Origin of the sequence: Bradyrhizobium genosp. SA-4 str. CB756 (assembly GCF_000473125.1) — a bacterium.
GTDB classification, from domain to species: Bacteria; Pseudomonadota; Alphaproteobacteria; order Rhizobiales; family Xanthobacteraceae; genus Bradyrhizobium; species Bradyrhizobium arachidis.
Map to the genome: position 1 here is coordinate 8181481 of NZ_KI421499.1, position 14457 is coordinate 8195937.

At 64.9% G+C, this 14457-nt stretch carries 13 protein-coding genes; 2 read left to right on the top strand and 11 right to left on the bottom strand.

Annotated elements, in window-relative coordinates; all coding sequences use genetic code 11:
* Positions 1-15: 15 nt before the first annotated feature.
* From pnp to rbfA, 4 genes are all read right to left on the bottom strand, one after another.
* Positions 16-2178, bottom strand: coding sequence for a polyribonucleotide nucleotidyltransferase (pnp, locus tag BRAGE_RS0139585; protein ID WP_027563913.1), 2163 nt, complete (start codon positions 2176-2178; stop codon positions 16-18).
* A 369-nt stretch (positions 2179-2547) separates the two neighbouring features.
* Complete coding sequence (gene rpsO, locus BRAGE_RS0139590; protein WP_018644188.1) at positions 2548-2817, bottom strand: 30S ribosomal protein S15; 270 nt, start codon at positions 2815-2817, stop codon at positions 2548-2550.
* Positions 2818-2819: 2 nt separating this feature from the next.
* Entirely contained in the window at positions 2820-3938 is a 1119-nt protein-coding gene (gene truB / locus BRAGE_RS0139595; protein WP_027563914.1) for a tRNA pseudouridine(55) synthase TruB, read from the bottom strand.
* A complete protein-coding gene (rbfA, locus tag BRAGE_RS0139600) occupies positions 3935-4366 on the bottom strand; it encodes a 30S ribosome-binding factor RbfA (protein ID WP_027563915.1) in 432 nt (143 codons plus the stop codon). Before rbfA ends, truB begins: the two co-directional genes overlap by 4 nt.
* Here rbfA and BRAGE_RS56235 point away from each other — a divergent pair.
* Positions 4286-4513, top strand: a complete 228-nt coding sequence (locus BRAGE_RS56235) for a hypothetical protein (RefSeq protein ID WP_167336473.1) — start codon at positions 4286-4288, stop codon at positions 4511-4513. The genes rbfA and BRAGE_RS56235 overlap by 81 nt on opposite strands.
* Before the next feature lie 9 nt (positions 4514-4522).
* Here the strand turns inward: BRAGE_RS56235 and infB are convergent, their stop codons facing one another.
* The 4 genes from infB to rimP all read right to left on the bottom strand — a co-directional run bounded on the left by infB (position 4523) and on the right by rimP (position 10375).
* Positions 4523-7228 (bottom strand): translation initiation factor IF-2, encoded by a 2706-nt coding sequence (infB, locus tag BRAGE_RS0139605; RefSeq protein ID WP_027563916.1) that lies wholly within the window; start codon positions 7226-7228, stop codon positions 4523-4525.
* A 71-nt stretch (positions 7229-7299) separates the two neighbouring features.
* Positions 7300-7983 carry an RNA-binding protein gene (locus BRAGE_RS0139610; protein ID WP_027563917.1) on the bottom strand — a complete coding sequence of 228 codons (684 nt, stop codon included), beginning with the start codon at positions 7981-7983 and terminating at the stop codon, positions 7300-7302.
* Between the two features lie 23 nt (positions 7984-8006).
* Entirely contained in the window at positions 8007-9617 is a 1611-nt protein-coding gene (gene nusA / locus BRAGE_RS0139615) for a transcription termination factor NusA (protein ID WP_027563918.1), read from the bottom strand.
* A gap of 2 nt (positions 9618-9619) precedes the next feature.
* Positions 9620-10375, bottom strand: coding sequence for a ribosome maturation factor RimP (gene rimP, locus BRAGE_RS0139620; RefSeq protein WP_027563919.1), 756 nt, complete (start codon positions 10373-10375; stop codon positions 9620-9622).
* A gap of 369 nt (positions 10376-10744) precedes the next feature.
* On the opposite strand from rimP, the gene BRAGE_RS0139625 reads away from it, so the two are divergent.
* Positions 10745-11827 carry a DUF2336 domain-containing protein gene (locus BRAGE_RS0139625; RefSeq protein WP_027563920.1) on the top strand — a complete coding sequence of 361 codons (1083 nt, stop codon included), beginning with the start codon at positions 10745-10747 and terminating at the stop codon, positions 11825-11827.
* A gap of 55 nt (positions 11828-11882) precedes the next feature.
* Here the strand turns inward: BRAGE_RS0139625 and trmB are convergent, their stop codons facing one another.
* The 3 genes from trmB to BRAGE_RS0139640 form a co-directional block, all read right to left on the bottom strand.
* Positions 11883-12593 (bottom strand): tRNA (guanosine(46)-N7)-methyltransferase TrmB, encoded by a 711-nt coding sequence (gene trmB, locus BRAGE_RS0139630; protein WP_027563921.1) that lies wholly within the window; start codon positions 12591-12593, stop codon positions 11883-11885.
* Positions 12590-13747 (bottom strand): M20 family metallopeptidase, encoded by a 1158-nt coding sequence (locus tag BRAGE_RS0139635; protein ID WP_027563922.1) that lies wholly within the window; start codon positions 13745-13747, stop codon positions 12590-12592. Before BRAGE_RS0139635 ends, trmB begins: the two co-directional genes overlap by 4 nt.
* An 85-nt stretch (positions 13748-13832) precedes the next feature.
* Positions 13833-14246 (bottom strand): helix-turn-helix domain-containing protein, encoded by a 414-nt coding sequence (locus tag BRAGE_RS0139640; protein ID WP_018319423.1) that lies wholly within the window; start codon positions 14244-14246, stop codon positions 13833-13835.
* Between the last annotated feature and the right edge of the window lie 211 nt (positions 14247-14457).

Consider the following 14457-nt stretch of genomic DNA (forward strand, 5'->3'; position numbering starts at 1 on the left):
ATGCAGCAGCGAGGCTTACTCGCCGGCGGCTTCGCGCGGGGCCTTCTCGCCCTCGGCGGCCTTGTCCTTGGCCTCGAGGTCCTCGCCGGTGGTCTGGTCGACCACCTTCATCGACAGGCGGGTCTTGCCGCGATCGTCGAAGCCGAGCAGCTTGACCTTGACCTTGTCGCCTTCCTTGACGACGTCGGAGGTCTTCTGCACGCGCGCCGAAGCGAGCTGGCTGATGTGGACGAGACCGTCCTTGGAGCCGAAGAAGTTCACGAAGGCGCCGAACTCCATCACCTTAACGACGGTGCCGTCATAGATCTGGCCGACTTCCGGCTCGGACGCGATCGACTTGATCCACTTGATCGCAGCCTTCATCGCCTCGCCGTCGCTGGAGGCGACCTTCACGGTGCCGTCGTCCTCGATGTTGACCTTGGCGCCGGTCTTCTCGACGATCTCGCGGATCACCTTGCCGCCGGTGCCGATCACTTCGCGGATCTTGTCGGTCGGGATCTTGAAGGTCTCGATGCGCGGCGCGTATTCGCCGAGCTCGGCGCGCGCAGCGGTCAGGGCCTTGGCCATCTCGCCGAGGATGTGGATGCGGCCTTCCTTGGCCTGGCCAAGGGCGACACGCATGATCTCCTCGGTGATGCCCTCGATCTTGATGTCCATCTGGAGCGAGGTGATGCCCTGCTCGGTGCCGGCGACCTTGAAGTCCATGTCGCCGAGATGGTCCTCGTCACCGAGGATGTCCGAGAGAACCGCAAAGCGCTTGTCTTCGAGGATCAGGCCCATCGCGATGCCCGCGGTCGGCCGCTTCAAGGGCACGCCGGCGTCCATCAGCGCGAGCGAGGCGCCGCAGACCGAAGCCATCGACGAGGAGCCGTTGGACTCGGTGATCTCCGACACCACGCGCGTGGTGTAGGGGAATTCGTGGTGCGGCGGCAGCACCGGATGGATCGCGCGCCAGGCCAGCTTGCCGTGGCCGATCTCGCGGCGCTTGGTGCCGCCGAGGCGGCCGGTCTCACCGACCGAGTAGGGCGGGAAGTTGTAGTGCAGCAGGAACGTTTCCTTGTACGTCCCCGACAGCGCGTCGATGTACTGCTCGTCCTCGCCGGTGCCGAGCGTGGTCACGACCATCGCCTGGGTCTCGCCGCGGGTGAACAGCGCCGAGCCGTGGGCGCGGGGCAGCACGCCGACTTCGGCGACGATGTTGCGCACGGTCTTGGAATCGCGGCCGTCGATGCGCTTGCCGGTGTCGAGGATGTTCCAGCGGACGATCTTGGCTTCCAGCTCCTTGAACACGCCGGCGACGCGGAGCTTGTCGTATTTCGGCTCCTGTCCTTCCGGGAAGTAGTGGGCCATCACCTTTTCCTTGGCGACGCCGACCGCGGCATAGCGATCCTGCTTCACCGGGATCGCGTAGGCGGCGCGCAGCTCCTGCTCGATCAGGCCGAGCATTTCCTTCTCGAGCGCCGAATTGTCGATGACGGTGACTTCGCGCGGCTCCTTGGCGGCCTTCTCGGCGAGATCGATGATCGCGTTGATCACCGGCTGGAAGTGGCGGTGACCGAACATCACGGCGCCGAGCATGATGTCTTCGTTCAGCTCCTTGGCTTCCGATTCCACCATCAGCACGGCGTCGGCGGTGCCGGCGACGACGAGGTCGAGCTGGGTGTCGACCATCTCGTCGAGCGTCGGGTTGAGGATGAATTCGTCATTGGCAAAGCCGACGCGCGCTGCGCCGATCGGGCCCTTGAAGGGTGCGCCGGACAGGGTCAGCGCGGCGGAGGCCGCAACCAGCGCGACGATATCGGGGTCGTTTTCCATGTCGTGCGAGAGCACGGTGACGATCACTTGGGTCTCGTTGCGCCAACCGTCGACGAACAGCGGACGGATCGGACGGTCGATCAGGCGGGAGACCAGCGTCTCCTTCTCGGTCGGACGGCCCTCGCGCTTGAAATAGCCGCCGGGAATGCGGCCCGCGGCGTAGGTCTTCTCCTGGTAGTCGACGGTCAGCGGCAGGAAGTCGACGCCCTCGCGCGGCGCCTTCGCCGCGACGACGGTGGCGAGCACCACGGTCTCGCCATAGGTGGCGACGACGGCGCCGTCGGCCTGGCGCGCGATCTTGCCGGTTTCCAGCTTGAGAGGGCGTCCGCCCCAGTCGATCTCGACTGAATGCTTATTGAACATAGAGGTCTTCTTTCATGGGTTCTCGAAAGAAGGGACGGCTCGAAAAACAAAAACCATGCGCAAGATTGCGGGACGCTGATCGAAGCGGGCGATCAGCGTCCTGCGATCCTGCCATGGTTTTTGGATGTCGGATGGCGTCCATCCTTTCGGGTCATACGGGCGCCTTGCCCGTTGTGCCCAGCCGCCGGATTGCTGCTGGACTGTCAGTCGGCACGAACGCGAACACCGAACCGCGGTCTTCGCCGATCATGCCTCGGATGCGAATCGTTGCATCCGACGCGCACGCAGCCTCGATCAAAAACCTTTAAATAAGCGCTTTCGTTCGAAACCACGCGCGAAAACGCGCGCCAGTGGCGCGCGCAGGGACACTTAACGACGAATGTTGTGCTTCTCGAGCAGCGCCTTGTACCGCGCCTCGTCCCTCTTCTTGAGGTAGTCGAGGAGCGAGCGGCGGGTCGAGACCAGCTTCAAGAGGCCGCGACGCGAATGGTTGTCCTTCACGTGGGTCTTGAAATGGTTGGTCAGGTTGTTGATGCGTTCCGACAGGATCGCGACCTGAACCTCGGGCGAGCCGGTGTCGCCGGCCTTGGTGGCATTCGTCTTGATGACTTCCGCTTTGCGTTCGGCGGCAATCGACATCGTCAATTTCTCTCGTTGCGACCGGGGCTGGCAGTCAGGCCGGTCAGGTTGAACACACGCTTGGGGATGATTTCGCCATTGCCGACTTCAGCAAGCGCCAAAAGACGGCCTGCCACCGTGACATAGACTGTGCCGCTACAAGTGGGCGCATCCCGTCCGCGCAACAAAACGGCTTGGCCCCGATGGAGCCTTGCCGCATCAGCCCGAGTGACGGCCAGTGCCGGGATGTCGTCCAGCGCGGTCTCAACGGGCATGAGCGCGTCGGCGAGGCTGCCCTCGCCGGACGCGGCTCTATCGCACAAAGCCTCCAACTGATCCAGCGGAATCATGTCGTTTTCGTCAAATGGGCCGACCAGGGTCCGCCGCAGCGCGCAGATATGGCCGAAAGTACCGAGAATCCGGCCCATATCGCGGGCCAGCGCCCGGACATAGGTGCCCTTGCCGCACTCGGCCTCGAACACGGCCCGGTCGTTATCCGGTTGATCCACAAGGGTTAAATGGTGAATCTCGACCGGACGGGGGGCCAGTTCCACGACCTCGCCGTCGCGGGCGAGGTCATAGGCCCGCTCGCCCTGGACCTTGATCGCGGAATAGCGCGGCGGGATCTGCTCGATCACCCCGGTGAAGCGGGGCAGCAGCGCCAGGATCGCCTCCCGGGTCGGGCGCTGGTCGGAGGTCGCGGTGACGCGTCCCTCGATGTCGTCGGTATCGCGCTCCTCGCCCCAGCACACGGTGAACTGGTAGCGCTTGCGGCCGTCCATGACGAAGGGGACGGTCTTGGTGGCTTCTCCAAGTGCAATGGGCAGGCCGCCCGAGGCGAGCGGGTCGAGCGTGCCGGCGTGTCCGGCGCGCTTGGCGTTGAACAGGCGCTTGAGCACCGCAACGGCCTGCGTCGAGGTCATGCCGATCGGCTTGTCGAGCACCACCCAGCCGTGGACGTCGCGGCGGTCGCGGCGAGGCTGGTTGCCCTTCTGCTGCCTGGCGCGCGGGTCGTTGTTGACGCGGCGCGGCTCCTGATGCGGCTGGGAATTGCCGCCGAGATCCGCAAAATTATTTTTCGTCACGTCGCGCTGATCGGCATCGTTGCCGCCGATCGTGCCGTGTACGGGGTCCATCGTCATTGCTCTTCTTCCCGATCCGAATCCGGATCCTGTTCCAGGTCCTTCTGCACCGCAGGTGTTCGCAAAAGCTTCTCGATCCGTTCCGCTTCGTCGAATCGCTCGTCGACGCGGAAACGAATGTCAGGTGCAAATTTCAGGTTAATGCGCCGCGCGACTTCGCCGCGCAGGAATTTCTTGTTGCGCTCGAGCGCAGCGATCACGATCTCGGTGTCGCGGCCACCGAGCGGCATCACATAGACTGTCGCGAGCTTCAGGTCTGGCGACATCCGTACCTCCGGCACGGTGATGATGTGACCTTCGAGGTCCGCATCATGCACATTGCCTTGCGCCAGAATCTCGGCCATCGCATGGCGAACCTGCTCGCCGACGCGCAACTGCCGTTGCGAGCCGCCGGGCGCGGAACTCTTCTTCTGGTGGTGGCGCGGCATCGTCGAAAATCACCTCGTCGTGCCCGTGTTTGGGACACGAGCATTGTCATTTGTCCTGTTGAAACGAATAAGGTGTGGATGGCCGGAAAAAATCCGGCCATCGCACTCCCGCAATTTCAGCTCAAAAAGATCCGGGCGCTTCGGTAAGATTTGGACTTACAGGGAGCGCTGGATCGTCTCCACGCGATAACACTCGATCACGTCGCCGGCACGCATGTCGTGATAGTTCTCGAAGGCCATGCCGCATTCCTGACCGGACTGGACCTCCTTCACTTCGTCCTTGAAGCGCTTCAGCGTCGACAGCTTGCCTTCGTGCACGACGACGTTGTCGCGGATCAGGCGCACGTTGGCGCCGCGTTCCACGGTGCCGTCGGTGACGCGGCAGCCGGCAACCTTGCCGACCTTGGAGATGTTGAAGATCTCGAGGATCTCGGCATTGCCCAGCATGGTTTCGCGCAAGGTCGGCGCGAGCAGACCGCTCATCGCCTTCTTCACGTCGTCCACGAGGTCGTAGATGATGTTGTAGTAGCGGATCTCGATGCCGTTGCGCTTGGCGGCCGCAGCGGCCTCCTTGTTGGCACGAACCGAGAAGCCGATGATCGCGGCGTTGAAGCCTTCCGCGAGCGTCACGTCGGATTCCGAGATGCCGCCGACGCCGGCATGCAGGATGCGGGCTGCGACTTCGTCGGTGCCGAGCTTCTCCAGCGAGCCGAGGATCGCTTCCAGCGAGCCCTGCACGTCGGCCTTGACGATCAGCGGGAACTCCTTGCGGCCCGCCGTCTTCAGCTGCGACATCATCTGCTCGAGCGAGCCGCGCATGCCGGAGATCGAGGCCGCCGCGTTCTCGCGCTTCTGGTGCGCGCGGTAGCTGGTGACCTGGCGGGCGCGAGCTTCGTTCTCGACCACGGCGAGACGATCGCCGGCTTCCGGCGGACCGTTGAATCCGAGCACTTCGACCGGCACCGAGGGGCCGGCTTCCTGCACCGTCTCGCCCTGATCCGAGATCAGCGCGCGGACGCGGCCCATCTCGGCGCCGGCGACGATGATGTCGCCGACACGGAGCGTGCCGCGCTGGACCAGCACGGTTGCGACCGGACCACGGCCGCGATCGAGCTTGGCTTCGATCACGGTGCCTTCGGCCGGACGCTCCGAATTGGTCTTGAGGTCGAGGATTTCGGCCTGGAGCGCGATCATCTCGAGCAGCTTGTCGAGATTGGTCTTGTTCTTGGCGGACACCTCGACGTCGACGACGTCGCCGCCGAAGGATTCCACCTGCACCTCGTGCTGGAGCAGCTCGGTGCGCACGCGCTCGGGCTTGGCATCGGGCTTGTCGATCTTGTTGATGGCAACAATGATCGGCACGCCTGCCGCCTTGGCGTGGTTGATGGCTTCCACCGTTTGCGGCATCACGCCGTCGTCGGCCGCAACCACCAGCACGACGATGTCGGTGACCTTGGCGCCGCGGGCGCGCATCGCGGTGAACGCGGCGTGGCCGGGCGTGTCGATGAAGGTGATCTTCTTGCCGGTCTCGGGCGAGGACACCTGATAGGCGCCGATATGCTGGGTGATGCCGCCGGCTTCGCCGGAGACCACGTTGGCATGACGGAGCGCGTCGAGCAGCGAGGTCTTGCCGTGGTCGACGTGGCCCATCACGGTCACGACAGGCGACCGCGTCTCGGTGTCGGTGGAATCGTCGACCTGGTCGAACAGGCCCTCTTCGACGTCGGAGGCGGCAACGCGCTTGACGGTGTGGCCGAGCTCTTCGGCGATCAGCTGCGCGGTATCGGCATCGATCACGTCGGTGATCTTGTGCATCGCGCCCTGCTTCATCAGCATGCGGATGACATCGACCGCGCGTTCGGACATGCGGTTGGCGAGTTCCTGGATGGTGATCGCTTCCGGGATCGTCACCTCGCGGATGAGCTTTTCCTTCGGCTCGTTCGAGGCGTGACCCTTCAGGCGCTGGGTACGGCGGCGGAACGAGGCGATCGAACGCTCGCGCACCTCGTCGGCATTGAGCGCGGTGACGACGGTGAGGCGGCCGCGCTCTTTCTGCGGGCCGGGCTTGTGGGTGGTCTTGGGAGCCGCCGCAGGACGCGCAGCGCCGCCAGGACCGCGACGGATCTGGCGCGGACCATCATCCTCATCCGGGCCGGCCGCAACGGCGGGGGCGCGACCCAACGGGCCGCCGGCCGGCCTTGCTGTGGTCGTTCCGGGGCGCGCGGTCGTTGTTCCCGGGCGTGCCGTGGTCGTGGTGGTCGCCGGCCGGGCCGTGGGCGCGCCGGGCCGGGGCGCAGAAGCGGCCGGGGCGGCCGCAGCGGGGCGCGGAGCAGATTGCGGCTGCTCGCCTTCGCCAAAACGCTTCTTGGCCTCGGTCTCGGCCTTGCGCTTGGCCTCGTCCTCGTGACGGTGGCGCTCTTCCTCGGCCTTGCGACGGGATTCGGCAGCCTCGCGCTCGGCGCGTTCGGCGGCCTCGCGGACAGCACGGCGCTGGGCCTCTTCCTCGGCCTGGCGGCGTTCCTCGACTTCGCGCACCTTGGCATCGGCCAGCGCGCTGGCGCGGGCCGAGCGTTCGTCCTCGGTCAGCGTGCGCAGCACCACGCCGGAGCCGGCGTTGCGCGGCGGCGCCGGGCGTACAGGTGCGGGCGCGGGCGCAGCAGGCGCGGGCTTCGGCGCCTCGGCAGTCTGCGGCTCAGGGGTGCCGTCGATGCGGCGCTTGCCGCGCTTCTCGACCACGACCTGCTTGCTGCGGCCATGGCTGAAGCTCTGGCGCACAGTGCCCGTTTCGACGCGCGGCTTGAGCGATAGCGTCTTGCTCGGAACGCTCAGCTTCTTGTCGCCAGGGGTCTTGGTATCAACCATTCAGCAGTCCTAATCCTGATCTTGTTAGTGTTGTGCGTTCCCGCACAGTCCCATCGGGTCGTCGTTGTCTCTCAGAAATCCTGGCCGGGCTTTTCGGCAGTCTTGTCAGCGTCCGCCATCCGGTATCGGACCAGCATCTGGCTACGCGACAGGAATGACTTGCTCGCCGGGCCCGCGAGCAGGGCAGCATGTATCACATTTGACCGGGTTAGTGCCAAATCCAATTCTACCGATTTCAGTGCGGTGACGACGGGAATCTGCGGCTTGGCGCCGCGATTCCCGTCATTTTGACGCGCCAGCATGTCCAATTTGCGGATTCCGTCCGCGGCCCCGTCGCTGGCGTGGATCAGGACCTCGACCGTGCCTTCCCGAAGCGCGCTTTCGACCTTGCCGAAGCCGGCCACGACCTGGCCCGCCTTGGCGGCGATCCCAAGGGCTTCCGTCACGCTCCGAACCAGAAGCGCCTCGATATCGGCGGAAAGCGTCTGAGGGGTGCGCAGCTCGCGCTTGAAGGCTTTGCTAAATTGGTGACGCCGGACGGCTTCCGCAACCGCCTCGCGCGAGGCGGTGATCCACATGCCGCGCCCGGGCAGCTTGCGCTTGAGATCGGGAACTATCTGCCCGTCAGGCGATATGACGAAGCGGATCAGCTCGTCGATCGGCCGGACCTCGCGACTGACCGCGCACGTGCGCATGGTCGCGGACCTTTCGGTCCGCGGTCCATGGTCAAGTTCGTGAGCAGTGTCTGCGAGCATCCGGGCGACATTCTCCTTCGTCCTTAAGCCGGCTGATCTTCGGTCGCCTCGGCCTCTTCAGCGGGCTTGGCGAGATCGGCCTCGGTGATCCAGCCGGCCTTGACGCGGGCCTGCATGATCATGGCTTCCGCTTCGTCGCGGGAGATGCCGAGGCCGTCGAGCGCGCCGGCGAACTTGGTCTGCTCGCCGCCTTCCTTGCGCTCGGTCCAGCCGACCAGATCGTCGGTGGCGCAGCCGGCGAGGTCGTCGACCGTCTTGATGTCGTTCTCGCCGAACTTCACCAGCATCTTCGAGGTCACGCCGGGGACGTCCTTGACAGCGTCCTCGACACCCAGCTCCTTGCGGCGGGCTTCGATCTCGGCTTCCTGCTGCTCGAGATATTCGCGGGCACGGCTCTGGAGCTCCTGCGCGGTCTCCTCGTCGAAGCCTTCGATGCTGGCGAGTTCCTTGAGGTCCACCATCGCGAGTTCCTCAACCGAGGTGAAGCCTTCGGACGCCAGGAGCTGGCCGACCACTTCGTCGACGTTGAGCGATTCCATGAAGACGCGGGTGGAGTTCTCGAAGTCGGCCTGACGGCGCTCCGATTCCTCCTGCTCGGTCAGGATGTCGATGTCCCAACCGGTGAGCTGCGAGGCCAGACGCACGTTCTGGCCGCGGCGGCCGATCGCCAGCGAGAGCTGGTTGTTGGTGTCGGGCACCACGACCTCGATGCGCTCGCGGTCTTCGTCGATGACGACCTTGGAGACTTCGGCCGGCGCCAGCGCATTGACCACGAAGGTCGCGATGTCGGGCGACCACGGGATGATGTCGATCTTCTCGCCCTGCAATTCGTTCACCACCGCCTGCACGCGCGAGCCGCGCATACCGACGCAGGCGCCGACCGGGTCGACCGAGGAATCGCGGGAAATCACGCCGATTTTCGCGCGCGAGCCCGGATCGCGGGCGACCGCCTTGATCTCGACGATGCCGTCGTAGATCTCAGGCACTTCCTGCGCGAACAGCTTCGCCATGAACTGCGGATGGGTGCGGGAGAGGAAGATCTGCGGGCCGCGCGTCTCGCGGCGGACGTCGAAGATATAGGCACGGACGCGGTCGCCGTTGCGGAAGACTTCGCGCGGCAGCATCTCGTCGCGGCGGATGATGGCTTCGCCACGGCCGAGATCGACGATCACGCTGCCATATTCGACGCGCTTGACGACGCCGTTGACGATGTCGCCGATGCGGTCCTTGAATTCCTGATACTGACGGTCGCGCTCGGCCTCGCGCACCTTCTGCACGATCACCTGCTTGGCCGACTGCGCGGCGATGCGGCCGTATTCCAGCGGCGGCAGGGTGTCGGCGATGGTGTCGCCGACCTGAGCGCCCGGATTGGCGCGCTGCGCATCGATCAGCGAGATCTGGTTGGAGTGGTTCTCGACCTTGTCGACTACCAGCATGTGGCGCGACAGCCGCAGCTCGCCCTTCTTCGGGTCGATCTCGGCATGAACGTCAGTCTCGCTGCCGTAACGGGCGCGCGCGGCCTTGGCGATGGCGTCCTCCATCGCTGCGATGACGATGCCGCGGTCGATCGATTTCTCGCGCGCAACGGCGTCGGCGATCTGGAGCAATTCAAGTCGATTGGCGCTGACTGCCATGGCTAGTCTCCTTCGTCAGGCTCGATCTCGCCACGCCGCGCCCGTTCGGCGGCCAGGCGATGCTTCTTGGTATTGGTCGGGGCCGGTTTCTTCTTCGGCTTGGTGTTCTTGGTGGTTTTTTCGCTGATCTTGGCGTGCGGTGCTTGCGGCGGTTCCAGGCCGAGATCCCGGCGCATCTGCCGCTCCTCGGCCTTGCCGCGGCGCATGGATTCGGCGATCAGCTCGTCGGTCAGCACCAGCCGTGCCTCGCCGATGTCTTCCATCGTCAGGAGCACGTCGGGATTATCGCCCGCCTTGACGTCATCGCGATGCAGATGCACGCGGTCGCCTTCCACAGCCCCGATCATGCCACGGAACCGCTTCCGCCCCTCATGGGCAACCGCCATCTCGATCTTGACGAGATGCCCGGAATAGCGCTCGAAATCGGAACGGCGCACAAGCGGACGATCGATCCCCGGCGATGAGATTTCCAGCCGGTAGGCGCGGTCGATGGGATCGGCGACGTCGAGCACGGGCGACAGCGCCCGCGAGATCGCCTCGCAATCCTCGAGCTGCATCGAGCCATCCGGCCGCTCGGCCATGATCTGCACGGTGCAGCCGGCCTCGCCAGAGATGCGGATCCGCACCAGGCGGTAACCCATGCCTTCCAGCACAGGCGTTGCGACCGCAGATACCCGTGCCGCCACGCCCGGCTCGACCACGAGCCTCGGCTCGGCCAGCAACTCGGCATCGGTGGAACCAGTGGTCGGTTCGGTCATCGCAGGGATCAAGGCGCTCGTTGATTAACGCTTGGGTTAAGGCTTGGTTAACAAAGCCCGCTTTGGAACTTTCCCGACAGCGCGTCGGGCCGCATCTTCCGCCGAGCCGCGCTCAGGTAATAAAAAAGAGCGGGTCCTTTCGGGCCCACTCTCACTACGCGGATCGTATGAGAAGATGAATTGGCGCTGATATAGCCCTTTCCGTCCTCCCGGACAAGGCCCATCGCGGGGGCGAGGAGGCTTTTTGGGCCCGATTCGCGGTCCCCAGCGGCAACGCTTCTTTCATCAAGCAGGCCTAAATTCCCTGATTGTGGGGCGGCTTGGACCAAGGGCGCACCCGCGGCGTGCCCTGTACGAGTTTGCGTTTTCATGACCGTTGCCACGTCGCTCATTCCCGGACTGGACGATATCGTCAAACGCGGCGACCCCAGGCGTCGTGGCGAGATCGCGCGCGCCATCTCCGACCTGTTCTTCCAGGATCCCGAAAGGCTCCGTCCCGAGCTGATCGATCTCTTCGACAATCTCCTGACCGATCTCGTCCCCCATGCCGAGCTCGCCTCGCGGATCGATCTCGCCGAGCGCTTCTCGCGCCTGAACAATGCGCCTCCGCATCTGGTCAACCAGCTCGCGCACGAAAACGACATCATGGTGGCGGGCCCCGTGCTGCGCCGCTCGCCCGTGCTCGACGACGCCGCTCTGGTCGAGATCGCGCGGCTGAAGGGCCAGGGCCATCTGCTGGCGATGACCGAGCGTCCCGTTCTGTCTTCTGTCATCACCGACGTGCTGGTCGAGCGCGGCGATCGCGACGTGGTGCGTCGCGCCGCGGGCAATGCCGGCGCCGTGTTCTCGCCCGGCAGCTATTCCGAGCTGATCAAGCGCGCGGCGCAGGACGGCGTGCTCACGCTGAAGATTGGTCAGCGCAGCGATCTCTCGGGTGAGAATCTGAAGGAGCTGCTCGACGGCACGCTCGACGTCATCCGCCGACGTCTCTCCACCGTGGTCAATCCCGTGCGTCAGGTCGAGATCAAGCGAGCCATGGCGGCGATCGAGGAGGCCGCGCTGCCGCCGGGGCCGCGCCGCGATTACTCGGGCGCGCAGCGCACCGTGCTCGCACTGCACCGCGAGGGTCATCTCGGCGAGAGCGCGCTGCTCGGCTTCGCCAAGGCGCACAAATACGAGGAATCGATCGCTTCGCTGTCGGCGATGTCCGGCGTCCGCCTCTCGATCCTCGACCGCCTGATCGCGGGCGACCGTTACGATCCGATCCTGGTGCTGGGCCGCATGCTGAATCTCGGCTGGCCCACGGTGCGCGCGCTGGTGCTGATGTGGTACGGGCTGCATCGCACGCCGGCCGATGCCGACATCGAGCAGGCTCGCGTGAACTTCACGCGCCTGATGCCCGCGACGGCCGAACGCGTCGTCAATTTCTGGCGCAACCGGCAAGCGATCTGAGTTTTCTTTGCTGGTCGTTCCGGGTTCGATGCTGCGCATCGCCCCGGAACGACAATCATTTCCGCCTGAACCGCAAGTACGCCGCCTTGCGGCCCTCACGCGCGGCCTTCCGGCCGTAGCGCGTCATGGTGTAGCCGGCCCATGGCTGGCGGAAATCGTCGGCGCGTTCGGCAAGCCAGACGAAATCGGAAGAGCGCGCCAGATGCGACAGCGTCCAGGCGCAATAATCGTCGATGTCGCAGACGAAGCGGAATTCGCCGCCGCTCTTCAGCACGCGCGCCATCGCGGCGATCGTCCTGTCCTGGACGAAGCGCCGCTTCCAGTGCCGCCGCTTCGGCCAGGGATCGGGGTGGATCAGGTCGATCCGCGACAGCGACGCCGGCGGCAGCCACGCCACGAGCTCGGCGGCATCGCCGGCGAACAGGCGGATGTTGGAAATATTGGCAGCCTCGATCTGCGCGAGGATTTTTGCCATGCCGTTGACATAGGGCTCGCAGCCGATGAAGCCGGTCGTCGTGAACTGCTGCGCTTCCGCCGCAAGATGCTCGCCGCCGCCGAAGCCGATCTCGAGCCGCACATCGTCTGCTGCGGGATCGAAGATCTCCGCGGCATTCGCCGGCGCCTCACTCTCAATGTCGAGCGCGAGATGCGGCAGCAGCTGATCGATCAGCTCGGCCTGGTGCTGCCGCATCTTGTGGCCCTTGCGGCGCCCGAAGAAGGCGCGCTCGCTGTCGTCGCGATCGGGATCTGATTTGCGCTCGATCATCGCAGCGTCTGATACAGGCGATGCAGCAGCCGCGCGCGCGGCGCGAGCGAGGAGACGTAGAGCTGCTCATAATGAGTATGCGCGCCCTTGCCGTCGACGCCGAGGCCGTCGAGCGTTGCGGTGTGCGCGGCAGTGAAATTGCCGTCCGAGCCGCCGCCGGTGTGGGTGTCGATCAGCTCGAAGCCGATTTCGGTGGCGAGCGTCTTGGCATGCTCGTACAGCGAGGCGCCGGCATTGCTCTTCTCGTAAGGCGGACGATTGAGTTCGCCTGTGACCGTGACGGTGACGCCTTCAGTCTTCGAGGTCAGTCCGAGAATCTTGCCGACGAATTCTTCTGCATCGGCAAAGCTCGGCACGCGCAGATCGACCTCGGCATAGGCCTCCTCCGGCGTGACGTTGGGGCGAGTGCCGCCGCGCGCCACGCCGACATTCACGGTGACGCCGCGATTCAGATCGTTCATGCCTTCGAGCGCCAGGATCACGTTGGCGAGCTCGCGGACGGCGCTGCGGCCGTCCTGGGGCCGCGTGCCGGCGTGCGCAGGCACGCCCTTGATAAACACGCGGAAGCGTCCGACGCCTTTGCGCCCGGTGACGATCTTGCCGCCCTCGCGCGCTGGCTCGGTCACCAGCACGTATTTCGCCTTGCGTCCCTCCTTCTCAATCAGCGCACGCGATGTGGGGCTGCCGATCTCCTCGTCGGAGGTGAAGACATGGGTGATGCCGAGCGGCGAGCGATTGCCATCGGCGCAAAGCGCGCGAAGGGCGTGATGGGCGATGTAGGCGCCGCCCTTCATGTCGTAGATGCCGGGACCGAACGCGCTGTCGCCTTCGACCTTGAACGGCAGGCGCTCGATGAAGCCCATGGGGTGAACGGTGTCGAGATGACTGAGGACCAGGATGCCCGGCTGGTCCTGTCCCCACGTCGAACGCGCGATGAGATGATCGCCGCAGCCATCGATGCCGGCGACGCGTTCGAGCGTGACAGGCAGATCGCGATGTTGCTCCGCGACCAGCGACATCAGTCTGTTGACCTGTTCGGGTGTGTCCGTCGGTGTCTCGATCTCCACCCAGCGGCGGATGCCATCGAGAATAGTTTGGGTATCGAACCAATTGGCGCTGGTCATGAACGCATCTGTGCCTTCGAACTGCATCATCGGAAAGGGCGCGCAACAAAACGCGGCCGCAAATGACGACATAGGCCAGATTTCGCGCAGTCTCAAATCGGATCGAGGCGGCGCCTCAGCGCTTGTCGGGGCCTTCGCGCGCGGCGATCTGCTCGACGAGATCGACGATCGAGCGACGCATCTTCGAATCAGTGATTCGGGTGAACGCCTTGGTCAGCGCGAGACCTTCGGAGGTCGCGAGGAAGTCGGAGACGTAAGAGGGCGAGGCGCCTTCGCTGAAGCCATCCGGCCCCGGCACGCCGCTCGGTCCGCCCTCGAACAGGAACGATACCGGCACCTGGAGAATCTCGGCGATCTGCTGGATGCGGCTCGCGCCGACGCGGTTGGTGCCCTTCTCGTACTTCTGAATCTGCTGGAAAGTCAGGCCCAAAGCTTCACCGAGCTTTTCCTGGCTCATGCCCAACATGATGCGGCGCATACGCACGCGACTGCCGACATATTTGTCAACAGGGTTGGGCGCTTTCGACATTTCCTCAGCCTCCAAACACCACCCTCAGCGCAATCAGCAAGTTGCCTCAGGTGCCAGCATCGTCAAAATCAAACCCTGTTATTGGGTCACATTGCGGAGAAATTTAGCAATGCACAGCTGTCTTTCGCAGCCCGTGCAGAATGGGGAACCCGCGTGCAGTCTGTCAACCGTGGGACTACGGTTGTCAAAGGATTCCGGCCCGGCCGGCGGC